This window comes from Neomicrococcus aestuarii (assembly GCF_014201135.1).
In the GTDB taxonomy this organism is placed as follows: Bacteria; Actinomycetota; Actinomycetes; order Actinomycetales; family Micrococcaceae; genus Neomicrococcus; species Neomicrococcus aestuarii.
Genome location: NZ_JACHDR010000001.1, coordinates 598883 through 621887, shown reverse-complemented (window position 1 = coordinate 621887; position 23005 = coordinate 598883). Strand labels below are relative to the sequence as shown.

The window sequence follows — 23005 nt, the reverse complement described above, 5'->3', positions numbered from 1 at the left end:
AGTCGGTTGATGAAACATGTCATAGTGTAAAAGTACAAAGTTAACCCGCTGATTGTTGGCTTGAAACGGCGCATTGAAGCGCCGAATGCACTACGAGGGGATCAAAATGTCCGGCCGTAAAGTACTAGCAATCGTTCTCGCTGGCGGTGAAGGCAAGCGCCTCATGCCTCTCACTGCGGACCGCGCAAAGCCCGCGGTTCCCTTCGCAGGAAACTACCGTCTGATTGATTTTGCCCTTTCCAACGTCGTGAACTCGGGCTTCCTCAAAGTCGTTGTCCTCACCCAATACAAATCCCACTCTCTGGACCGCCACATCTCCGAGACCTGGCGCATGTCCACCCTGCTGGGCAACTACGTCGCCTCCGTGCCGGCCCAGCAGCGCCTCGGCAAGGACTGGTTCTTGGGCTCGGCTAACGCCATCTACCAGTCGCTCAACCTCATTCACGATGCCCGCCCGGACTACGTCGTGGTGGTGGGCGCCGATCACGTTTACCGCATGGACTTCTCTGACATGGTGCGTGAGCACATCGAGTCCGGATTCAGCGCCTCCGTCGCCGCTGTGCGCCAACCACTGCGGCTCGTGAATCAGTTCGGTGTGGTGGAGACGGATCCTGAAAACCCACGCCGGATCGCGCAGTTCGTGGAAAAGCCGGAGACCACCGCACCGCTCGCCGATGATCCTGAGTCTTTCTTGGCTTCCATGGGCAACTACGTCTTCAACGCTGACGCACTGGTAGCGGCACTTCACGAAGACAACCAGCGCGAAGACACGAAGCATGACATGGGCGGTGACATCATCCCGTTCTTCGTCGAGAAGGGCGATTGCGGTGTCTACGATTTCTCGGCGCACCCAGTTCCGGGTGAAGCTCCCACCAACCAGCGCTATTGGCGCGACGTAGGTACCCTGGACTCCTACTACGACGCCCACATGGACCTGATTGCGCCCATCCCGGAGTTCAACCTCTACAACAGCGAATGGCCGCTCTACACGCGTCAGCACAACTCGCCACCGGTCAAGCTCGTCCGTGGCGAAGATGGCAGCCAGGGTGAATCCCATAATTCGATCCTGTCTCAGGGTGTGGTGATTTCTGGTGGACACGTCGAGAACTCGGTGCTGTCCGTCGATGTCACCGTTCGCCAAGGAGCACACGTGGATGGATCCGTCCTTTTGGACAATGTGTACGTGGGCGAAGGCGCACGCATTCGCAAGTCCATCATCGACAAGAACGTAGTGGTTCCTCCGGGAGCGAGCATCGGTTTCGACGCCGACGCCGACCGCGCCCGTGGCTTCACGGTCACTGACTCCGGGCTCACCGTGCTGAGCAAAGACCAGCTCATCCTCCCCTAGCGGACCAGATCGCCCTCCCGACGGCATGAGTGCGGCATAGCACCATTGGCCGGTGGATAGTTTGCGGCTATCCACCGGTAAAATTGGTGCGCTATGCAATTCACCTTCACTGACGACGACTTCAACGACGTCCCCTTTAATCGCACCGAGCTCGAGGCGTGCCTCAAAGTTCTCTCGGAGATCCACACGCTAGAGAACGACGACGAACGCTTCATCGCGGTGCGCCGGGGAACCTCCAGCATGTTCAAGGACGTGAAGAAACACCGCCGTCGTGAGGCTCGGGAAGCGATTCTGGCCGCCGATCGCGAGACCATGGAACGCACGGCAACGGGTGCCGCTGACCGTCTAGATGACGAGACTCACGGCCGCGACCTGCACAGCTCCGTACCGGACGATGTCGCCGAAAAGGGCGCCACGGTGGGCCACTACATTCAGCCGCGCGGCTGCTACATCTGCAAGAAGGACTATGTGGAGGTTGATGCCTTCCATCACGCGCTCTGCCCCGAGTGTGCCGCCTCCAACCGATCACGCCGTAAAGACCACGCCGACCTCCGAGGCAAGAAAGCTGTCCTGACGGGTGGCCGAGCGAAAATCGGTATGCACATTGCCTTGCGCCTCTTACGCGACGGCGCACACCTAACCATCACCACGCGATTCCCTAAAGATGCCGCACGCCGATTCGCTTCTCTCGAAGACTCAAAGGAATGGCTGCACCGCTTACGGATCGTGGGCATCGACCTTCGCGATCCCGGCGCAGTAACCACCTTTGCTCAGCGCATCGCTGCCGAAGGTCCTCTGGACATCGTGATCAACAATGCCGCCCAAACGGTACGCCGGACCGCCGGTTCCTACTCCCAGTTGCTTGCTGGCGAAGAGACTCCGCTCTCCCCCGCACTCGATCCAGCCAACGGCGGCCCGGAAATCTGGGGTGCTGAAGCACCACCGCAAGAGCATCCTCGATCGCTCGCGGCCGCTTTCCACCTTGGTGCACCAGCGCTACCGCAGGCTAGCGGCGGGAGCCTCGCTGCGTCGTCGTACTCGCTAGAAAATCCTGAAGACCGGGCCAGCGCGGACCGTGCGCAGCGTGTCGCTGAACTGGCAATGACCGCGGGGGCCGCCTCAATGGACCGGATTGCCGCCGGAACCGCAATCGACGCCGGCGGCCTCATCCCGGATATCGTGACCCAAAATTCGTGGACGCAAGTGCTCGGCGAAGTGGATGCGCTCGAAATGCTCGAAGTGCAGCTGTGCAACGTCACGGCGCCCTTCTTGCTGAACTCCATCCTTCGCCCAGCGCTGGCCGCATCACCAGCCCGGCGCAAGTACATCGTGAACGTCTCCGCCATGGAAGGTCAGTTCTCCCGTCGTTACAAGGGCGCCGGGCATCCTCATACCAACATGGCCAAGGCAGCACTGAACATGATGACGCGAACAGCTGCCGAGGAGTTCTTCGAGACGGACCGAATCCTGATGACGGCCGTGGATACCGGATGGATCACTGACGAACGACCCCACGACGCCAAGCTTCGCAAAGCGGATGAAGGATGGCACGCGCCGCTGGATCTGATCGACGGTGCGGCACGCGTCTATCACCCGATTGTGGACGGCGAACGCGGCATTGACCTCTACGGTTGCTTCATCAAGGATTACGTTCCATCGCCGTGGTAAATCCGTGAACGGTTCACCCAACCGTCGCGACTCTGCACCGTCAGAAACGCAGAAAAGCCGAACCCGTTCTCTATTGAGAGGGTTCGGCTTTTCGCTTGCCAGATCCGATGAGGCTAGGCCACGCGTGTGACCATCACAGACACCGTCAGCGCCGAGTGACGACCGCCGGTCTGAATGCCCTTCAACGGCGTCACGTCGCGGTAGTCGCGACCGCGAGCCACAGAAACGTGCATGTCAGAAGCGGCCTTGTGGTTGGTTGGATCCCACGAACGCCACTCGCCATCAAACCATTCCAACCACGCGTGAGACTGGCCCACTACCTCTTCGCCAATCCCCGCATCCGGGCTGGGATGAATGTAGCCGGACACGTAACGTGCCGGGATGCCCAGAGAACGCAAGGCACCGATACCCACGTGCGCCAAGTCCTGACACACGCCACGACGCTCTTGCCAGGCACCCTCAGCGTTCGTGTGAACACCGGTGACGCCCGGGACGTACTCCATGTTTTCGCGCAAGAACTGCATGACAGCGTGCGCGGCCTCGTGAGGCGTGGGCAAGTCGCGGAAGCCCGAAACCATCTTCCGAACGTCCGGCCCAGGATCGCTCAAACGAGACTGCGGCAAGTAATCCGCTTGGGCGTCCACAATGTCTTCGGCCGCAAGCTCTTCCCAAGACAACGTCTCTTCAGGGACCACAGCACGTTCCACGCGGTGCACTTCAACCGTAGCCGTGGCATCGACCTCTAGGAAGTCGTGCGCACCGGAAAGATCGAACGCGGTGACGCGCGCTCCCCAATAATCCCGGTAGTTGCTCACTACTGCGATATGCGGGCTGACCTTGATGTTGCTCTCGAGCACCACTTGATGGTTATCCGTCAAAGGGCTCATGCGTGCCTCGTTGTAGGACAGCGAGACGCGGCCGTCATAGTCATAACGAGTACGGTGACGAATGCGTAAGCGGGTCATGCTTTCTCTCCAACCCAAGCGTTATCGGCAATGTGCGAGAAGTATCGGCGAGTCACAGCATCGCTGGCCTGCGCAACGGCACGCTGCACACGCTCCATGTGTTCTGGCAATTCATCCAGGATGTTCTCCGAGTGATGGAATTCCAAGAACGAACGAGCCTGGCCCACAATACGGCGGGCATCGTTATCAAAGCCCACACGCTGCACGCTTGGATCCAACTTGATCAGGCAGTCCTCCGCCAATGAGAAGGAGGAAACAATCGAGCGTGGGAACCAGCGGTCCAGCAACAAGAACTCCGCGGCACTCTTCTCACCAAAGGCCACGCCCTGCGTCCGCAAGAAGGACTCGTAGGCGCCAGCCGAACGCAGCATGGTGACCCAGGAGAGTCCACTGGACTGGGTATCCACTGCGGCAAGCATGCGCGCTGTCATGTCAGCTGTTTCTAGAGCACGGCCCAGCTGCAAGAACTGCCAGGAATCGTCCTTGCTCATGGTGGAATCGCTGAAGCCGCGCATCATGGCGGTACGTTCGAGGACCCAATGGCAGAAGCGGAATGCGCCCACCACGTCCTTGCGCTGCTGATTCAAACCGTAATACGTGGTGTTCAGCGTTTCCCAGAGGTTGGAAGATACGGTCTCGCGGGCACGGCGTGCGTTCTCTCGAGCCTGCACCAGAGCACCTGCGATGGACGCGCCGCTCTTGCGGTCGTACGCCATGTACTGGAGCAGGTCCTGCAAGCCGTACTCTTCATCGCTGGGCCATGATCCCATGATGGTCAGCATCTCTTGCGAGGCTTCACGCTGCTGCGACTGCGGCAACTGGTTGAGGCGTTCCAAATGTACGTCGAGGATACGAGCGGTTCCATCCGCTCGCTCGATGTATCGGCCAATCCAAAAGAGAGATTCGGCAATACGGCTCAGCATCCTGGGACCTCCTGAATCTCTTGTTGTTGCTGTTGTTCTTCTTGCAGCTGGTTACGGGCGCCACGGCCACCACTTTCAAGCGGCCACACCTTGGTTCGTTCGCGACGGTTGGCCGCACGGGTATCGGCGTCTTCAGTGGAAGCGGTCTTGACACCGTCAAGTACCCAGGTGTCCTTGGAACCGCCACCCTGAGAGGAGTTCACAATGAGTGATCCCTCTTGAAGAGCCACACGGGTCAGGCCGCCCGGGAGCACCCAGACGTCGTCGCCATCATTGACAGCGAACGGACGCAGGTCCACGTGGCGTGGTCCAAAACGTTCATCCGCCACGGTGGGCACCGTGGAGAGCTGGAGTACGGGCTGGGCAATCCATCCGCGCGGATCGTTGATCACGCGTTCACGCAGAGCATCGAGCTCTTCTTTGGACGCTTGAGGGCCAATCACAATGCCCTTACCGCCGGAGCCATCAACCGGTTTAACCACGAGCTCGTCGAGGCGGTCGAGGGCTTCCTCGCGCGCTTCCTTCTCTTCGAGGCGGAAGGTGTCCACGTTAGGGACAATCGGCTCTTCGTTCATGTAGTACCTGATGAGGTCTGGAACGTAAGAGTAGATGAGCTTGTCGTCGGCAACACCGTTGCCCACCGCGTTGGCGATGGTGACGTTGCCGGCGCGTGCCGCGTTCACAATGCCTGGGCAGCCCAGGACGGAATCGGCACGGAACTGTTGGGGGTCAACAAATTCGTCGTCGATGCGCTTGTAGATGACGTCCACGCGCTGCTCACCGGAGGTGGTGCGCATGTAGACGCGGTTACCGCGGCAAACCAAGTCGCGGCCTTCCACGAGCTCGACGCCCATGAAGCCGGCCAGGAGAGTGTGCTCAAAGTAAGCACTGTTGAAGACGCCTGGCGTCAACACCACTACGGTGGGATCCTCGATGCCACCCGGAGCGGTTTTGCGCAGCGCCTGGAGGAGCCGGCGCGGGTATTCCTCCACGGAGCGAATGTTCTGTTGCACGAAGGCCTCAGGGAGGCCCTTCTGCATTGCGCGGCGGTTTTCCAGCACGTAGGAAACGCCGGAGGGAACGCGGACGTTATCTTCAAGGACACGGAACGTGCCTTCTTGATCTCGCACTACGTCAATACCCGAGATGTGTACGCGCACGCCGCCGGCGGGACGGAATCCAGCGACTTCGCGGTGGAAGTGCGCGGAGGACGTGATGAGCTTGCGCGGCACCACACCGTCTGCCACTACTTTCATGCGGTCATAGACGTCGTCCAAGAAGAGCTCGAGCGCCTTCACACGCTGCGCGACGCCTCGTTCCAGAACATCCCAGTCGGTGGCGGGGATGATGCGGGGAACGAGATCCAGTGGGAAGGGCCGTTCTTCGCCTGCGAAGTCGAACGTGACACCGCGGTCCAAGAAGGTGCGCGCCATGGAGTCTGCGCGAGCGGCGACGTCATCTGGGCCGAGTTCACGAAGAGCTGCAGCCACGTGCGAATAGGCGGGGCGAACGGAATGATCGCGATCAAACATTTCGTCCCACGCCGCGGACCGCCCTTGAGCGGCCGGATATCCTTCGAAAAGATCTGCCATTCCCTTACCTTGTCATGAAGTCGCGCAGCAAGAAAAACTCAACCACTCCGTGGCAAGCTACTCACCATGCGTGAAATTTTGCCCGGGCTGATAGCCGCGGCCATTGGAGTGACGTGCGCATTCCTTGTTCATCAGGTGGTTCCTGTGATCCCAACGATGACGTGGTGCGTCCTCGTGGGAATGCTTGCCTCCAATGTTATTGCTTTCGTTCCTTATTTCGCTCGGTGGCGCGCTTCTTTGCGCCCGGGAATGTCTTTTGCCGGTAAGCGTTTGATGCGACTGGGTATTGCATTTCTTGGTTTTCAGCTTGTTTTCGCGGACGTTTTGGCCCTCGGAGTAGTCTCCGTCCTGTCAATTTTGGCTCTCGTCATTTTGGCTTTCGGGATGACATATGGAATCGCTAAGGCATTTCGATTGCCTGGTGATGAGCCATTCTTGCTGGCGAGCGGCTTTGCGGTCTGCGGCGCCAGCGCTATTGGGGCGGTTTCTCAAGCACGCGGAACGGAGAAGGATGCGCCGTTGCCCGTGGCGCTTGTGACGTTATGCGGGACCTTGGCGATCTTTGTGCTCCCGCTGCTGAACGGTTTCGTGGGATTGTCTGCTCAGGAGTTCGGTTGGTGGGTGGGTGCCTCCGTTCATGATGTGGGCCAGGTTGTGGCTGCGGGCGCTACCGCCGGGGCGGTTGCCTTGAGTATGGCGGTGCTTGTGAAGTTGGTTCGAGTGCTGACATTGGCTCCGATCGCCACGTTGGCTTCACTTCCAGGACGACGACGCAGCTCGGTTTCCGGAGGAGCCTCCGGTTCCAGCGCCACTGGTGATACTCGCAATGGCAAGCGTCCGCCGCTGGTGCCATTGTTCATCGTGGGATTCCTGTTGGCTTTCGCGCTGCGCTCCTTGGGCGTGGTTCCACCTGAGTTGTTGCCCGTGCTGCAGATGGCGCAGGAAGTCCTCTTAGGAAGCGCCCTGGTGGGTCTGGGTTTTGGGATTGATCTTCCTTCCCTTGCGCGCACTGGCGGTCGAAGTGCTCTCGCTGCGCTAATTTCTTGGGCCGCGTTGATGCTGGTGTCTTTAGGCGCTGTGCGGTTGGCCTTTCCGGCTTAGCCCAGAGGCGACTGTTACTATCGCCACGTGAATAATGAGAATCTGACCCGTGATGAAGCCGCCCTCAGAAGCCAACTAGTCAGCGTCGAAAGCTATGACGTTTCTCTGGACCTTTCTCAAGCGGCCGATCCAGCGGTAGAGACCTGCCCTTCCATCACTACGCTGGTTTTCTCATGCCATCAGCCAGGTGCAAGCACCTTCTTGGATTTCATTCACGGTGGCATTGACTCTGTCATCATCAATGGCCGCTCCTTTGCCGAAAAGGAGCTGGACGGAATTGTCGAGGGTTCCCGCATCCAGTTGACGGATTTGTTGGACCACAACAAAGTGACCGTCACAGGTCACGCTGTCTTCAGCACCTCCGGCGAGGGTCTACACCGCTTTGTGGACCCTACGGATCAGCAGACCTACCTGTACACGCAGTATGAACCAGCTGATGCACGCCGGGTGTTCGCCAATTTTGAACAGCCAGATCTCAAAGCATCCTTCACTTTTCACGTACGTGCCCCGCAAGAGTGGCACGTGGCTTCCAACGAGGCTCTGACGTCCGTCGATGAACACCAGGACGGGACGTCTACCCGTCACTTTGCCGCTACCAAGCGCATGTCCACTTACATCACCACCGTCTTGGCTGGCCCCTACTACGTGGTCACGGATGAATGGCGCGGAGTTACCCAGGACGGAACCGAGCTCACCGTCCCGTTGAACATCACGGCCCGTCAGTCCCTGGCGCAGCACGTAGATCACGAAGAGATTTTCACGATCACCAAGCAGGGCTTGGATTACTATCACCAGAAGTTCACGGTGGCTTATCCGTGGGGGAAGTACGATTCCGCGTTTGTTCCCGAGTACAACCTCGGCGCCATGGAAAACCCTGGTTTGGTGACTTTCACGGAGCAGTACATCTTTGAATCTCACGCCACTGAGGCTCAGCATGAAGGGCGCGCGGGGACCATCTTGCACGAGATGGCGCATATGTGGTTCGGCGACCTCGTGACTATGAAGTGGTGGGACGATCTGTGGCTCAAGGAGTCGTTCGCAGATTATTTGGGCACTCTGGCCACGGATAAAGCAACGGATTTCCGAACGGCGTGGGTTAGCTTTGCGAACCGCCGTAAGGGTTGGGCGTATGTGCAGGATCAGTTCCCCACCACGCACCCCATCGTCTCTGACATCACGGATCTTGAAGCCGCTGATCAGAACTTTGACGGAATCACCTACGCCAAGGGCGCGTCTGTGCTCAAGCAGCTTGCTGCCTACGTCGGTGAAGACGCCTTCTTTGACGCCGCAAATACCTACTTCGCCAAACATGCTTTCGGGAATGCCACGCTGCCGGACTTCCTCGAAGCTCTCGCCACGGCGTCCGGCCGGGATATGGATGGCTGGACCGAAGCTTGGTTGAAAACTAGCGGACCGTCGACTTTGAGCGTGGAACTGGACGAGGATGAAAACGGTCTAGTGACGCGAGCAGTCCTGCGTCAAAAGGCAACAGATCCCACCACTGGTCAGCAAGTTCTTCGCCCGCATGTGGTGAAGGTCGGTATTTTTGATGCTTCCACTGATGGTGCCGGTTGGCTCGAGCTCACGCGCTCTATCGATGCCCGTCTTGAAGGCGAGACTGTTGAGCTGCCGGACCTTGTGGGATCACCTCGCCCAGCGCTAGTGCTTCCTAACCATGAAGACCTGACCTACGCATTGATAGAGCTTGACGAACAATCACAAGATTCGTTTATCAGCAACGGCATCAACGATGGCCTGGCGCGCGCCACGTTGTGGGCGAGCCTGTGGAACCAAGTGCGTAGCGGACGCCTGGATCCGGTCACGTTCATCCGTTCCGTCGCCCGTCACGGGGCGATGGTTCCAGAAGCCGGCATCCTGAGCGGAATCACCCTCAACGCCGTCTACGCGCTCGAGAATTATGTCTCGGCCGATCGCGCCCCCGAAGTGGCCGCGTTGTTCGTTGACGCGGCCTGGGAAATCACTCAACGCACCACCGGGGACCTTCGTCGCATCTGGGCACGAACCTTCGCACGAGCCGCGAAGTCAGCCTCGGAAGCATCTGAGAACGTGATCTACCGCCTCGAGCTTATGGCTGGGGCGGAGAAGGACTTTGCCCCTGGCGAACGTTCGGATGCCGAGCTTCGGTGGCTCGCCCTCATAGCCCTCAGCGTGTTGGGCGCAGCAGACATCACCGACTTTGAGCAAGAGATTGCCAGGGAAGACTCTGCCAAGGCCCGCGTGAGCCGCACGCACGCTCTGGCGGCTGTTCCGGATCCCACCTCCAAGACCACTGCGTGGACTCAAGCCCTCTCCGTCATGGACGGCGCGGGCGTGAAGCTGTCCAACGATCATCTCAGTGCAGTCGCAGCCGGCTTCGCGGAAGGGTCCTGGCAACTTCGTCAGCCGTTCTATCAGTCCTTCTGGCCCCGCCTTGAAGAGGTCTGGCAGAGCATGACCCAGTCCAACGCCACACGAGTCATTGAGGGGCTCTTCCCCCACGGTGTGGAGGGCGATCAGCAGCCTGCCATCGATGCCACCGCGTGGCTGTCAGAACATCCGGACGCACCAGCGGCGCTTCGCCGCGTGGTGATTGAGGAACTGGATATGTTGCAACGCGAGCTCACCGGACAAAGCTTCACTGGCTAGAGCATTCGTCTGCCCTACGGCAAGCGGTAGGTCCACTCCGTGGTTCCAAACTTCGTTGCCACGAGCTCCTCGGCGGCAGCGAGTGAGGACTCCCCCACCTCCGCAGGCGTTGCGTCGTAGCGCTCGGTGAAGGTCTGCATCATGACGTCGATGATCGCCGCGCGGGACAAACCGGTCTGCCGTTTCAAAGGATCTACGCGCTTTTTGGCGCTCTTAATTCCCTTGTCGGAGATCTTTTCTTTCGAGACTGTAAGGACCTCGGACATCTTGTCCGCGTCGATGTCATAGCTCATCGTGACGTGGTGCAATAGCGCACCTGTAGCCAAGCGCTTCTGAGCGGCTCCACCGATCTTGCCTTGTGGCGTCGCAATGTCATTGAGAGGCTTATAGAAGGCTTCGATACCTACTCGTTCGAGGGCTTCCATGACCCACGCGTCCAGGTACGGATAGGAGTCGGCGAAGGACTTGCCATCTACCAGAGACGGCGGGACATAGAGCGAGTAGGTGATGCAGTTTCCGGCCTCCATGAACATGGCACCGCCGCCGGATATGCGGCGAATAATGTGGATGCCGTGTTCCTGGGCAGCGTTCGGATCGACTTCGTTATGGACGGCCTGGAAAGAGCCAATCACCACGGCTGGGGCGTCCCAGTCCCAAAATCGCAGTGTCGGCGGACGGGTTCCCGCTGCGACTTCGCGCGTCAGCACTTCATCGAGTGCAACATTGAGTTCCGGTGAAAGGACGGTGGGCGGGATGACCTGCCACTCGTGGTCGCTCCATTGCGTCGCGTGTCCAGTGGCGCGACGTACGCTCATCGCCACGGAATGTGCGTCGAATCCAATCATGTGCGCCTCCGCGGGGAGTGCGGATTGGATTGCGTCACGGATGGTCGAGTGATCTGCGTTGATGCTCAACCCTACGAGGGAGCGGTTCAGATCTTCGAGCGCAGAATCTGGCTCAAGAAAAAAGTCGCCGTTGATGCTCGCAGTCGAAATCACACCGGATATCGACTCGAGATCAACGACGACTAATTTGCCTCCTGGAACCTTGAATCCACCGTGGTGTTTTTGAGGTTCTTGCGAAGAGGCGTTTGAAGTCATTACCTCAGTATATTTACTTCTTGCCGAAGCCCTTGAAGCGCTGGTTGAAGCGCTCCACTCGACCTGCGGTGTCCATGATGCGCTGCTTACCGGTGTAGAACGGGTGCGATGCAGCGGAGATTTCCACGTCAACGAGTGGGTAGGTGTTTCCGTCTTCCCATTCGATGGTGCGGTCAGTCGAAACCGTCGAGCGGGTGAGGAACTTTTCGCCAGAGGCAAGGTCGTGGAAAACAACCGGGCCGTACTGCGGGTGAATGTCAGCCTTCATTTATAAACCTTTGCGTCAAGGACACTGGATTTTGCCAGTGACCGTTGGGGACGTGCTGGCTTTGCGAGTGCAGAGCCAGCTAATAATCTTACACGAAAACAGCCCGTATCGCGCATCCAGTGGCTAGGCGGTTCCCCGGTATCTCAGTTCCCACATTGCGACGGACGACGCCGCAGCTACATTGAGCGAATCAACGCCGGCTCGCATGGGGATTTGGAGGGCAACGTCCGCCAGTTTCAGGGTGGATTCTGACACGCCCGCGCCTTCGGTTCCGAGGACGAGCGCGAGTTTGTCGAGCGAGCCAGCGTTGAACGAATCAATGTCGATTGAATCCGCGGTCAGTTCCATCGCGGCGACTGTGAACCCGGAGGTTTTGAGCTGGGTCAGCGCCTTATCCAGAGGGCCAGTTCTGGCCCACGGAATTTGGAAGACCCCTCCCATGCTCACGCGGATGGAGCGCCGGTACAGTGGATCGGCGCAAGGCTCACTGAAGAGGATTCCATCCACGCCGAACCTTGCGGCGGGCCGGAAGATTGCACCTAAATTATGTAGTGTCACATAGTGTTCAAGGCTGCGAAACGCGTAGGATCCCATCGTTTCGACGGTCCCGACCAGGTGCTGGCTAGCTTGAAAAAACCCTGCAACCCCAATGTATTTACGCAAATTGCCAGCCCGATCATTGCTTCTGAAGTGTTCAATTGACACTCTTCATGCGAAGGTCTAGAAGTGCGGGAAAGTATCCACCGTCAGTTTCCATCTGGGTACAGCGATGGGAGGGTTTGTCGAACGGAGAAACGATCATGGCGCTCATTGGCTTTCTGCGTCGGACGGATGATCCGGCGACTATCGCTCGCCTGTGAGAGGCGTTACAGTCGATCTGGGATCGGCTGTTCGAAGTGCCTACCAATCGACAACTAGTAATCGAAAATCGCCCAGCTCTGCAGGCTGCACGACAAGCCATGAGTCCAGGTGACTCACTAGTCGTCGCAAGAGTCCGCGACCTAGCCTGGGACACTATTGACGGGCTCTTGGTTCTTATCGACATTCTAGATTGCGGCATTCCATTCATCGTGCCTATGGAATGGTTGCAGGTGGAAACGCGGATCCACCTGCAACCTTCGCTCTCGCTAGAGTAATCGCCGCTACCAGAACTCAGCTGACGCCCCTACGACTTCAGCATGGAATCAAGGCGTCGCACCCAACCGGGATAGCTGGTCGCCGACGATCCACGTTGACCGACAACTACGTGCAGAGATCCTAGCCGGCAGGACGCGTGGGCTGTCGCTCCGCACCGTTGCCACCACAGTCGGTGTCTATTTGGAGACGGTGCATTCCGTCTTATCTGCATCATTCAGACGTATTGGGCCATCTGACATTCACTACTTAGTCGCCCCAGAATGGAAGGTTCGGTCACAATCCCCAACGAATGGTTATCGACTGCAATTTAACGATATCTATGTTTATCGGTAGTTGCACGGATGCAATTTCCTAAGTCTATTGACTTGAGGCTTGTCGCTTCGGTCGACAGAGCAAAGAAGGGTTCTCAATTCATGCTTATTGAACGCAAAATCGACTTCAACTATAATTATTGGTTCAAATGCGAAAAATGCCGGAAGCGCAATTGCCTTTTAGCCGCGGAATATCATAACCAGACCACGACTGACAGCCCCAAGTGCAAGTACTGCCAGAACGATCTCAATGCAAACCGTTCGGACATTCGGCTTCGAGATGAAGATGATCCAGCTCTAACGGACAGTCAAGTGCTGGATTCAATTTGGTATCACACGTCGACGGAGTCCGAATGGCCCAAATCTGAGTACTCCCTTCCGCCTGAAGAGGGGGCGCACATTAGAGAAAGGGCATTCAAGAACGAGCCTGAGAAAACTTCGAAATACATTGATTTCCATGAAAATCAGGCACTTCATATCGGAACGTACGAGGCAGCCCTGGAGTCAATGCTACGTAGAATGCGAGAAAAGGACGATCGCGACAAGGAATTCTTTCTTTACCGGGTGAAGCTCCGAAAAGAAATCAATATCGCCCCTGAATTGCTACACGATCATCGTGACAAGGTTGGACAGGTGCTGGTCGAAACTCTAAGGGACGGGGGTTATCAAGTATCTCGATACATTAACGTCCACGAATCTCCGGGAAGCATCTCATTAGCCCTAATGCGGGAAGCGATCGAGTCTACTCAAAGAATATCCATAAGGGCACTTGAGAGTATGGTTGAAGTGGATGATTCAATTTTGCAATGTGTGTTGGATGAACGCCATAAAGCTCAGGAATTCAGCCCCAGCCGCAAGTCGGCTTCAGCACTACTGGATGAAATGTTGTGGAGACGTTCCGCTCGTGACGGTAACCAATTTGCCGAAATCCCATCAGTCGTTCATGTCCAGTTAATCAAGATGGCGAAGGAGCTCGCCACGGTCTATCTCCAAGACGTTTCAATTACTGTCTCGGAGAATTTCCTTTCCGCGCTTGGGACACCAGACGCCGCTGGAGACAAGAAATCATATGAGTGTTGGCTTATTCGCTACGTTAATCTCGCTAAACTATTCACGAATCCAGAAAGAACACTTGAATCCTTTAGCTCCGAACAATGGAAATCGGTTCTTCCTCAATAGTTCCGACTCGAATACCCGCAACACTTAATTAGTCACCAGATACTCTCCGGAACTGAAAGAAGTTCCCAAAGTAGGCTGCGGACGTTCCTGCGCTTGAGTGGAGAGTCCGATCCGATCCCAGTACTTCACAGTCGCTTCGCTCTCCACGAACTCTTCGATAGCCAGGATATCGAGATGGTGGAAATGATCTGACTGACCGTATCGAGAGAAAGTTTCAAAAATCAAGGGCAAGAGGCTGCTTTCACTGAGCCAGGTAGCAAGGCTCGTCCATAGCCGATACTTGTTGCTTTCGGCAGTCCCTCCTGAATGCCTGTTGCCAAGCTCTTTTGGAGTCCGCTCAAATCACATGTCCCAGACTTTTAAGCTTCTTCTGGGGATGGCAGCTGCCATTAAGGCGAGCGAGTGACTAACGGAAGTGTTGCACCCAAGCGTCTACGAGACCAATGAGCTAAAAGATTAGCTATATGCGTTTGAGGGTGTGCTGATCTGAACACTCACCCGTTCAACGGAAACTTCTTCCACGCTAATTGGTGTTGCCAGCTCGGGGTCAAAAAGTGCGATATTAACACCCTTGTCGCTACTGACAGAGCTCCGATACATGACGCCGTGGAAGCCACACGTCTTCACGTATTCGCATAGGTACTGTGTAGGAATGTACTCATAAGGTGCCCCTCGGGGGTGAACTGGGCGGGTGAGTTCGTCACCGAGCCTTTCTAGGAGTGGCAGATCCGCTCGAAGTTTGATCATTTGACTTTCATCGCCGAACAAGGGCGAAATCAGACTTCGCGGATCCCTAAGATCGGCCAGTTTCAGATCGGGCTTCCCTAACTGAAACTCTGCCACACATGCTAGCTCTCCAGTGTGCGGCCTTAGCTCGGCCACCGCAGTTGCTCGAGTAGAACCAAGGTAGAGGTATGGAATACCGGCAGGGTTCGCGCGACCATGTCCTGCAAGGTGAGGTGGTGGTGCACCCATTTCGTCGACCTGGTAGGGCGCGTCGCCCCCCAGTAGGCGAGCCCTAAACCATTTCAGATCGCTGAGAGTGGAAGGTGACGCAATCAGTTGGCTTAGAAGCTCCTTGATTCGGTCCATGTCCATGGGTTCGGCCAGGAACCACCGGTTCACGTGCATCATCTCATCGCGCAAGTCTTCCCAGCGTTTGAGGTTGCCCCCACCAACGTGCTCAATTGGAACGAACAGCCTGCGGACAAGCTCCCCATCGTCGAGCACGTCAGCGAGCAAGTCTTTGGCTTCTGCCGGACGAAGTCCTGAGTCCCGAAAAAATCCCCATTCCTCGTCTAGGAGTTGCACGATTGGTTTGCCCTCGTCGACTTCCTCATATGTCGCCATGAGGGTCGAGAACCACTGGCCGAGTCGCTCCGGCTCCACACATTGGACATTCAATGCGCCACAATAGTCGCAGGTTTGGTCAATAGGGTCACATTGAGCGACGAGTTCTTCACGAATCAGGCGGTCGCTAAAGCAATTTGCGCAACATCGCCGGCTAGCCATTTGCCTGAAAGTCCGCGAGTGTCTCGAGATGATGCTTAATTGACAATTTCTTTACGAAACCAAGGCCTGGGAAGTGCCCTCGGTCATGAAGATCGCGGAACTCTTTCACCGCCGATGTGTTGAGAACTTTGGACCCCTCACGGTCTACTTCCCTGATCAGCTTGTCGAGCGCCTGTGCAAACTTACCCGCTGGGTCGACCGGGGTGTCGTTCGAGTCGGAAACAAAGTGGTAGACGAACATCGCGTCGTCTTGCTCAGAGTCAATAAAAGTCAGATGGATCGCCACGGCATAAGCTGGGCCACCGCCCTCGGTGTAATGGTCCCCAATGGTCAGAAAATCTCCATAACCATCACCGCCCAGTTCCTCAAAGGTGACGTGAAGGTCCGAAAAGCGGTCGATGGGACCATAATCAGCGTTCTTCTTGCGCTCGAATCCGTCTTCCACCAAAATTCGTCGTCCGCCCCTGAATGGCCGCCGGTAAAGGATGTTGCGAGCATCAAGGAAAACGTGAGTGAAGTCCCCGGAGGGTAGCTTGGCAGCCAGACCCTTCCCGTCCGTAAAGCCTGCATGAACAAAGGTTAGGGACCGGCCTTCGTAAGGAGCGATTTTCGCTAGCGCCTCCTCCAGGCCCATTTCGCTGGTCAATAGTATGGCGGGGGCAATCGCATCATTGTCGGCATATTTCTCTCGAAGGTCGGCTGCGAGATGATCACCTCCGTTCCTGTGGTCGCCGTGTCGCGGATTAATTATGACCGCAGCCGTGGCCCCTTCCTCAACGAGTTCCTTGAGCGCTCGTTGGAGGCCGCTTAGCGTCTGACGCACAGGTTCAATGATCGGAGTAAAGCCTGCGTCTGCGATCACCTTCGCTGACTCGCGGATCGCTAAGAGCTCAAACTGCTTGCCCCGAAAGAAAGGGTAATACATCGGATCCTAACTCCAAGCTAATACGGACGCGAGCGGTTGCCACGTCGCCGTGCTCAGGTTCCGAGTCGCGGCAGGGGATGGGTCTGTCGACAGGACTGCTACAGCAAGATGAACGGGAAGCCGCTTTACTACCGGCTCGAGTCCGGCGCATGAGCGCGTGGATTTGAGGACGCGCACCACACTCGAATGGACGCTTGTTGCTTCCAGGCCAGCGAAGATTTCACGTAGCATGCCCCATCGCAAGGTGTTAGGGACGTCTGGGTACGAGATGTCAAGAAGCGAGAGTACTTGTGCTGCCTCGTCAATTCGAAGAGTCTCGAGCAGCGACACTGGTGATGTGCGTTCAGGTCGGTCAACAGCTTTACGTACGGTTTGAAGCCGATAACGCGACGAGAGTGTAAGAACACCAACATCTTCGGGAGCTAACTGCAGGACTGCTTCCACCTGATTTGGACTCGTTACGACGTTGACTGACGCAAAAACAGAACAATAGTCCGCGAGCTGTTGCGGCAATCGTCGAAAAGAGTCGCGTTCGGACTTGATCTCGTAAGCCGTGGAGGTGCCGTTGAGCACTACGACATCAGCCTTTGAACGTCCGGCCCTAACCTCATTTAAGACCGTAGCCGTTCGCAGACTATGCCTGCCGAGAACTATTTTCTGTGTGACTGCTGTCCGATAAACGTAATCATCACGGTTACCCATCCTGCTCAGCGTCGCGAATGCCAGTTCAAAGGCGTCCGCGAGCGTCGCATCCAGAGGGAGGGACTCTGGCAGACTTGTTTCCCGCAGCAATCGCGCAAGAAGGGGGGAGGTTCCGGATTTTCCGAGCTCCCGCATAACGGCGGGCGAAAACATCCGAGATAACGTCGCTAGCTCCTGCTTAGTGGAGGTTCTCATAGTTTCCTCCGTGCAAGTTGGTCCCCCGTCGAATCAATCATAGCCAGGAGAACTCTTGACTCGCACATTGACGGACGGCGGTTCGCAAAAGGCAATAGGTAATGGGCTTCATTGTTCGATTGGACTCAGCCCAGAATTCAGCGTTAGCCGCCAGTGACGCTACCGCGTCATGTAGAACGCCACGGCTGATGAGGCTGCAACGTTGAGTGAATCTACGCCATTCATCATGGGAATGGTCACGCGCGCATCAAGCAAGCGATCAGTCTCAGTCGTTAGTCCGTCACCTTCTGTTCCAAAGATCAATGCAAGCTTCGAGGAGCGCTTAGCGATGAGCTGATCCAGCGTGATGGAGTCTTCACCCAAGGACATGCCGGCTAGGAAAAATCCCGCCTCTTTGAGCTTCTCCAGCCCTTCCGGCCATTCCTGGACTCGTGCCCATGGGATCTGAAACACCGTTCCCATCGAGACACGAATAGAGCGTCGATAAAGCGGGTCGGCGCATTGTGGTGAAATCAGCACCGCACCAACACCAATAGCCGCCGCGTTCCGGAAGATCGCACCGACATTCGTGTGATCGGTCAGCCCCTCCAAAATCGCAACTCGCTTAGCCCCGGTCAGGATGTCAGCAACATCGGCAATTGCCGGCCGGTTCATAGCGGCGAGTGCGCCTCGGTGCAAGTGGAATCCGGCGATCTCTGCCAGGATCTCCGGTGAGCCCATCAGGACGGGAACCTCTGGGAAACGAGCGATTTCCTCCGATAGTTTGGGGAGCCATTTCTCGGTGAGGAAAAAACTTCGCGGGGTGTGCCCGGCCGCAATAGCGCGCTTGACGACGTTGGTGGACTCCGCGATGTAGATCCCCTGCTCGGGGTCGCGTTTTTGGCGAAGCGCGGCATCGGAAAGCGCCACATAGTCGGCAACGCGCGGATCGTCGGCATTTTCAAGATGGACCACATTGGGTGGCAAGAACGAAGTAGTCAAGGTGCGGGTCTAGCCGTTGATGAGCTTGAAGATCATGTTGATAAAGGCCACGGTGCCCAGAATGACGATCACGAGTCGCAAGATATTTGGCGAAAGCTTCCTGCCGATCTTGGCTCCCACAAAACCGCCGATCAGACTGCCGACCGCGATCAGCAGGACGGCCTCCCAGTGGATTCGCTCCCAGGCGAACAGCAAATAGGAGATAGCGGCGACTAGATTCACCACGAGGGACAGGATCACCTTGATGGCATTGGACTGCTGCAGGCTGGCGTGCAGGAAGACTCCGAAGATTCCCATCAGGATGACGCCCTGAGCGGCGGTGAAGTATCCGCCGTAGATTCCCGTCAAGAACACCAAGACATACAACAGGACGGGTAGTTTTTGCTTGTCCGCGTCAGCGGGATCTGAGTTGCGCTCCCCCGCACGCTGGCGCGCCCAGGCGGACAATGCCGGCTGGAAGATCACCAAAAGCACGGCGAGCAAGATCAGAACGGGCGCCACGTAACCAAACACGGTTTCGGGCAAATGCAACAGCAGGTAGGCGCCCAAGAGGCCGCCCACGAGGGACACAGGCAACAGCTTCAGCAGGACCGTCTTCACGGAGGCCGCTTCGCGGCGATATCCCCACGCACCGGAGAAGCCACCGGCAACAAGGCCCATGGCGTTGGAAACTACGGCGTTGACCGGCGCGTAGCCAAGCGCCACGAGAATGGGGAAGGTCACGAGGGAGCCGGAGCCCACGATCGTGTTGATGGTTCCCGCCCAGAGGCCTCCGAGCAGGATGATGAGTTCGCGCCAAAAATCCATTACTGGGCGGCGACCGCCATGAATCGTCCCTCAGTCTGCATGAGGCGGAGCTTCGCGTCGAAGGTGGTGGACAGGTTCTCTTCCGTCATCACCTCGGCAAGCGGTCCGGCGGCTACCTTTTCGCCATCGCGAATCAGGAGGGCGTGCGTGAATCCGGGTGGGATTTCTTCGAGGTGGTGCGTCACGAGCACCAAAGTAGGCGCGGCACCATCTTGGGCCAGCGTGGTCAGTCGCTTAACGAGGTCTTCACGGCCTGCGAGGTCCAACCCGGCACCCGGCTCATCCAACAGCAACAGTTCAGGATCCGTCATGAGCGCGCGAGCGATCTGTACGCGCTTACGCTCGCCTTCGGACAGCGAGGCGAACTTGCGGTTGATCATGGTGGACATGCCCCACTCGTGCAAGAGCTGGAACGCGCGACGCTCATCGAGCTTCTCGTATTCTTCACGCCAGCGTCCGGTCATGCCGTAGGCAGCCGTCAGCACCACGTCGAGTACCTTCTCATCGCCACGGATGTGGTTGAGCAGAGCCGCCGAGCTCAAGCCGATCAGCGGGCGAAGCTCGAAGACATCCACCTTGCCCAGCTGCTCTTCAAACACGGAAACCGTGCCCCGGGTGGGGTGCATGCGCGTGGAAGCCAGCTGAAGGAGCGTGGTCTTTCCGGCGCCGTTAGGGCCTAGAACTACCCAACGTTCACCTTCGTCTACTTCCCACGAAAACTTCTTCAAAATCTCTTTGTGGCCACGGACCACATCAACGTCTACGAACTCAAGCACTTGCACCATGTTCAAAACAGTAGGCTAGAGAGCACCGTTACCGCGAAATTTTGTGGAGCGGGTCATAAATCTTTCTTGCCTGTTGCGCGCACTGGAGAATACTTTCATGAGCCAAAATCACTTGTCCGAGTCCTCAGCCCTCCCCCAGTCCGTGGTTGCCTGGAAGATTTCCGAGTCTGGTGAAATTTCCGGATCCCGCTGGGATTACGACGCCGCCGCTCACGACGAGCAGATCGCTGCGGCTCTCGCTCCGTTCGGGGTTGGCGAAGATTCCGTGGGCGCCGGCTCAGGCTCGCATTACGACGGCTTCGCTAAGGTTCCCACGAGCCTTCTGGCTGCAGAGAAGGTGCTGGTAGTCACGGACGTTGACTCCACGCTGATTGAACAAGAAGTGATTGAAATGCTGGCCTCCCACGCTGGCAAAGAAGCAGAGGTTGCGGCTGTCACGGAAGCCGCAATGCGCGGTGAACTTGATTTTGCGCAAAGCTTGCGTGAACGCGTCGCAACGCTCGCCGGACTTCCGGAAAGCATCATCGCTGAGGTGGTGGAACGCGTGGAGTTCACACCCGGCGCCTTCCAACTGGCGCAAGCGCTGCACTTGCAGAACAACAAGCTGGTGGCGGTGTCCGGTGGATTCAACCAGGTGTTGGCACCGTTGGCCGAAAAGATTGGTTTGGACGCCTTTGCCGCGAACGAGCTCGAGATCGTGGACGGTCACCTCACTGGTCGTGTGGTCGGCGAAATCGTGGACCGTGCCGCTAAAGCCCGCTACGTGAAGCAATGGGCCGAAGAGTTCGGCGTACCGCTTTCCGCAACCATCGCCGTCGGCGACGGGGCCAACGATATTGACATGCTCGAAACTGCCGGCATTGGTGTGGCCTTCTGCGCTAAGCCCGCACTCGAAGCGGTAGCCAGCGTCGTCGTACGCCAGCGCCGCCTCGACATCTTGCCGTTGTTGTGGGGAATCTAGCCAAGCCGCCACCATCTGTGAGCCTCACAGAAAATAACAGTGCGGTCTCGATTTCGCGACGCTCCGGCGTGCAACGTTTCTAGGGCGCAGAAAGTCCTATTCTTGGAGCAACAGGGCTCAGAGCCGTTTCCTCTACATGGATTGTTAACACCAGCATGACTGCAAAGAACACGTCAGATTCCACTTCGTCCGCGAGCAAGGGCTCCGCGAAGTCGAAGAAGAAGGCCTGGATCATCTCGAGCGCCGCCGTGGTGCTCGTAGCCTGTGGTTATGGTGGCGCGGCGTATGCGCTCCAAGATCAAGTTCCACGCGATGCCCAGGTTGAAGGCGTCGAAGTTGGCGGATTGTCCTATGCGGCTGCGCTCTCGGCGCTCAAGGAGTCGTTTGGGGACGAGCTCCAAGAAAAGGTCATGGTGGTTTCCGGAGACGATCGCGTCGCTCTGACACCTGAAAAAGCGGGACTGGGCTTGGACTACGAAGGAACCCTCGACGGATTAACCGGATTCACTTTGGACCCAGTGGCTCTGTACCAACGGGTGTTCGGCGGCACCAACATACCGCTGAAGACCTCCGCAGATACTGCGGTCCTGGGCAACGCGCTTGAAACCGCTGCGGAAACCTTGAATCGTGATCCGAAAGAGGGCAAGCTCTCCTTCTCCAACGGAAAAGTTGTCTTCGACGAGCCAACCGACGGCGTCTCCGTAGATCTCGAGAAAACCGAAGAGGCAGTGGCGAGCGAGTGGCGCAACGAATCACGCGAAGTTGAGGCCGTCACTGAGACTGTGGATCCCAAGATGCCAGCATCCGCTTTCACTGATGCTCGCGAACAAGCCGAAGCCTTGGTCAGCGGAAATATCACCGTGAAGGCTGGTGCTTACAACGCTGTTCTGACTCCTAACGCATTGGCCAACGCCTCAGCCTTCACCACCGAGGATTCCAAGGTCAGCTTGGTGGTCGGCAACAACAAACTGACCAACGCGGTGATCGCAGCAAATTCCAGCTTAAAGTCGACGGCGCGGGACGCCAGTGTGGTCTTCAAAAACCAAGTGCCTGTAGTCGTGGCTAGTCGGACTGGACGCGCGATCGACAACACTGGCTTGAACAGCAAAGTGCTCGAAGCCAGCACCACTGAGGCCCGAACCGCCAGCGTCGCCTTCACGGAGGTACAGCCCGAAGTCACCACAGCTGAAGTGAAGAGCTGGGGTCTGACCAAGAAGATCGTGGAGTTCGCAACGCCGTACCCCACGTACGATTCCACTCGCACCAAGAACCTTGTTGCTGGCGCTAAGAAGGTCACCGGCGTAATTGTTCAGCCCGGCGAAGTATTCTCCCTCGAAAACGCTTTGGGCCCTATCACCACCGCTAACGGATTTTTTGAGTCCGGCGTTGTCGAGGACGGCTTCTCCACTACCGCCGTGGGCGGCGGCCTGTCCCAAATCTCCACGCAGTTGTTCAACGTGGGATTCTTGGGCGGCATGGATGACGTGGAGCACCGTCCACACTCCCGATGGTTTGATCGATACCCCGCCGGACGTGAAGCCACCTTGTGGTCAGGCCAGATCGATATGAAATGGCGCAACACCACTGACAAACCGGTCCTGATCCAAACTTACGTCACGGATTCCGAGGTTGTTTCCGTGCTGTGGGGTACCAAGAAGTGGAACGTCACTGTTTCATCGACTGATCCCTACAACAAAACTGAGCCCGAGACCGTTTACAACGAAGCGGAGAAGTGCGTGCCTGAAACTGGTGGCCAGGAAGGCTTCACCATCACCACCACCCGAACGCGCACCAACGGTTCTGCCTCCTTGCCCACGGACAAACTGACATGGACGTACCGGCCGTGGAACGAAGTGATCTGCGGCGAGGATCCCGACAAAAAAGACTAGGTAAAAGGCA

Annotated in this window: 19 protein-coding genes; 7 read left to right on the top strand and 12 right to left on the bottom strand. The window is 57.3% G+C overall.

What is annotated here, in order from left to right:
* The first annotated feature begins 100 nt into the window (after nucleotides 1–100).
* Together glgC and HD598_RS02720 are read left to right on the top strand one after the other, a co-directional pair.
* Nucleotides 101–1348 (top strand): glucose-1-phosphate adenylyltransferase, encoded by a 1248-nt coding sequence (gene glgC, locus HD598_RS02725; RefSeq protein ID WP_183666522.1) that lies wholly within the window; start codon nucleotides 101–103, stop codon nucleotides 1346–1348.
* A 93-nt stretch (nucleotides 1349–1441) separates the two neighbouring features.
* On the top strand, nucleotides 1442–3016 hold the full coding sequence (locus HD598_RS02720) for an SDR family NAD(P)-dependent oxidoreductase (protein WP_071893632.1): 1575 nt from the start codon (nucleotides 1442–1444) through the stop codon (nucleotides 3014–3016).
* A gap of 113 nt (nucleotides 3017–3129) precedes the next feature.
* Here HD598_RS02720 and HD598_RS02715 read toward each other — a convergent pair whose 3' ends face one another.
* Genes HD598_RS02715 through HD598_RS02705 form a run of 3 tightly spaced genes read right to left on the bottom strand, consistent with a single transcriptional unit; the run spans nucleotide 3130 to nucleotide 6496 of the window.
* Complete coding sequence (locus HD598_RS02715; protein WP_183663636.1) at nucleotides 3130–3981, bottom strand: transglutaminase family protein; 852 nt, start codon at nucleotides 3979–3981, stop codon at nucleotides 3130–3132.
* Nucleotides 3978–4904, bottom strand: coding sequence for an alpha-E domain-containing protein (locus HD598_RS02710; protein ID WP_183663634.1), 927 nt, complete (start codon nucleotides 4902–4904; stop codon nucleotides 3978–3980). Before HD598_RS02710 ends, HD598_RS02715 begins: the two co-directional genes overlap by 4 nt.
* The gene (locus tag HD598_RS02705) at nucleotides 4898–6496 is read right to left on the bottom strand and encodes a circularly permuted type 2 ATP-grasp protein (protein WP_183663632.1); all 1599 of its coding nucleotides are present in this window, start codon (nucleotides 6494–6496) and stop codon (nucleotides 4898–4900) included. The genes HD598_RS02710 and HD598_RS02705 overlap by 7 nt, the downstream gene beginning before the upstream one ends.
* A gap of 66 nt (nucleotides 6497–6562) precedes the next feature.
* Between HD598_RS02705 and HD598_RS02700 the strand changes: the two genes are divergently transcribed.
* Both HD598_RS02700 and pepN read left to right on the top strand, forming a co-directional pair.
* Nucleotides 6563–7597 (top strand): YeiH family protein, encoded by a 1035-nt coding sequence (locus tag HD598_RS02700; protein WP_183663630.1) that lies wholly within the window; start codon nucleotides 6563–6565, stop codon nucleotides 7595–7597.
* A gap of 27 nt (nucleotides 7598–7624) precedes the next feature.
* A complete protein-coding gene (gene pepN / locus HD598_RS02695; protein ID WP_183663628.1) occupies nucleotides 7625–10243 on the top strand; it encodes an aminopeptidase N in 2619 nt (872 codons plus the stop codon).
* Nucleotides 10244–10257: 14 nt separating this feature from the next.
* On the opposite strand, the gene HD598_RS02690 is transcribed toward pepN, so the two are convergent.
* From HD598_RS02690 to HD598_RS02680, 3 genes are all read right to left on the bottom strand, one after another.
* Nucleotides 10258–11343: a lipoate--protein ligase family protein gene (locus HD598_RS02690; RefSeq protein ID WP_183663626.1), complete on the bottom strand. Its 1086-nt coding sequence runs from the start codon at nucleotides 11341–11343 to the stop codon at nucleotides 10258–10260.
* Nucleotides 11344–11356: 13 nt separating this feature from the next.
* Entirely contained in the window at nucleotides 11357–11611 is a 255-nt protein-coding gene (locus HD598_RS02685; RefSeq protein ID WP_071893639.1) for a type B 50S ribosomal protein L31, read from the bottom strand.
* Nucleotides 11612–11734: 123 nt separating this feature from the next.
* Nucleotides 11735–12316, bottom strand: coding sequence for a TrmH family RNA methyltransferase (locus HD598_RS02680; protein WP_409366168.1), 582 nt, complete (start codon nucleotides 12314–12316; stop codon nucleotides 11735–11737).
* A gap of 845 nt (nucleotides 12317–13161) precedes the next feature.
* Between HD598_RS02680 and HD598_RS02675 the strand changes: the two genes are divergently transcribed.
* The gene (locus tag HD598_RS02675) at nucleotides 13162–14238 is read left to right on the top strand and encodes a hypothetical protein (RefSeq protein WP_183663624.1); all 1077 of its coding nucleotides are present in this window, start codon (nucleotides 13162–13164) and stop codon (nucleotides 14236–14238) included.
* A gap of 456 nt (nucleotides 14239–14694) precedes the next feature.
* On the opposite strand, the gene HD598_RS02670 is transcribed toward HD598_RS02675, so the two are convergent.
* From HD598_RS02670 to HD598_RS02645, 6 genes are all read right to left on the bottom strand, one after another.
* On the bottom strand, nucleotides 14695–15588 hold the full coding sequence (locus tag HD598_RS02670) for an RES family NAD+ phosphorylase (protein WP_260170473.1): 894 nt from the start codon (nucleotides 15586–15588) through the stop codon (nucleotides 14695–14697).
* A gap of 154 nt (nucleotides 15589–15742) precedes the next feature.
* Nucleotides 15743–16675, bottom strand: coding sequence for a sce7725 family protein (locus HD598_RS02665; protein WP_183663620.1), 933 nt, complete (start codon nucleotides 16673–16675; stop codon nucleotides 15743–15745).
* A gap of 6 nt (nucleotides 16676–16681) precedes the next feature.
* On the bottom strand, nucleotides 16682–17377 hold the full coding sequence (locus HD598_RS13830) for a sce7726 family protein (protein WP_409366195.1): 696 nt from the start codon (nucleotides 17375–17377) through the stop codon (nucleotides 16682–16684).
* A 354-nt stretch (nucleotides 17378–17731) separates the two neighbouring features.
* Nucleotides 17732–18553 carry a TrmH family RNA methyltransferase gene (locus HD598_RS02655; protein WP_183663615.1) on the bottom strand — a complete coding sequence of 274 codons (822 nt, stop codon included), beginning with the start codon at nucleotides 18551–18553 and terminating at the stop codon, nucleotides 17732–17734.
* 9 nt (nucleotides 18554–18562) lie between these two features.
* Nucleotides 18563–19360, bottom strand: a complete 798-nt coding sequence (locus HD598_RS02650; protein WP_183663613.1) for a sulfite exporter TauE/SafE family protein — start codon at nucleotides 19358–19360, stop codon at nucleotides 18563–18565.
* Entirely contained in the window at nucleotides 19360–20145 is a 786-nt protein-coding gene (locus HD598_RS02645) for an ABC transporter ATP-binding protein (protein WP_183663611.1), read from the bottom strand. The genes HD598_RS02650 and HD598_RS02645 overlap by 1 nt, the downstream gene beginning before the upstream one ends.
* Before the next feature lie 97 nt (nucleotides 20146–20242).
* Between HD598_RS02645 and serB the strand changes: the two genes are divergently transcribed.
* Together serB and HD598_RS02635 are read left to right on the top strand one after the other, a co-directional pair.
* Complete coding sequence (serB, locus tag HD598_RS02640) at nucleotides 20243–21106, top strand: phosphoserine phosphatase SerB (protein WP_183663609.1); 864 nt, start codon at nucleotides 20243–20245, stop codon at nucleotides 21104–21106.
* Between the two features lie 155 nt (nucleotides 21107–21261).
* Nucleotides 21262–22995, top strand: coding sequence for a VanW family protein (locus tag HD598_RS02635; protein WP_183663607.1), 1734 nt, complete (start codon nucleotides 21262–21264; stop codon nucleotides 22993–22995).
* Nucleotides 22996–23005 lie beyond the last annotated feature (10 nt).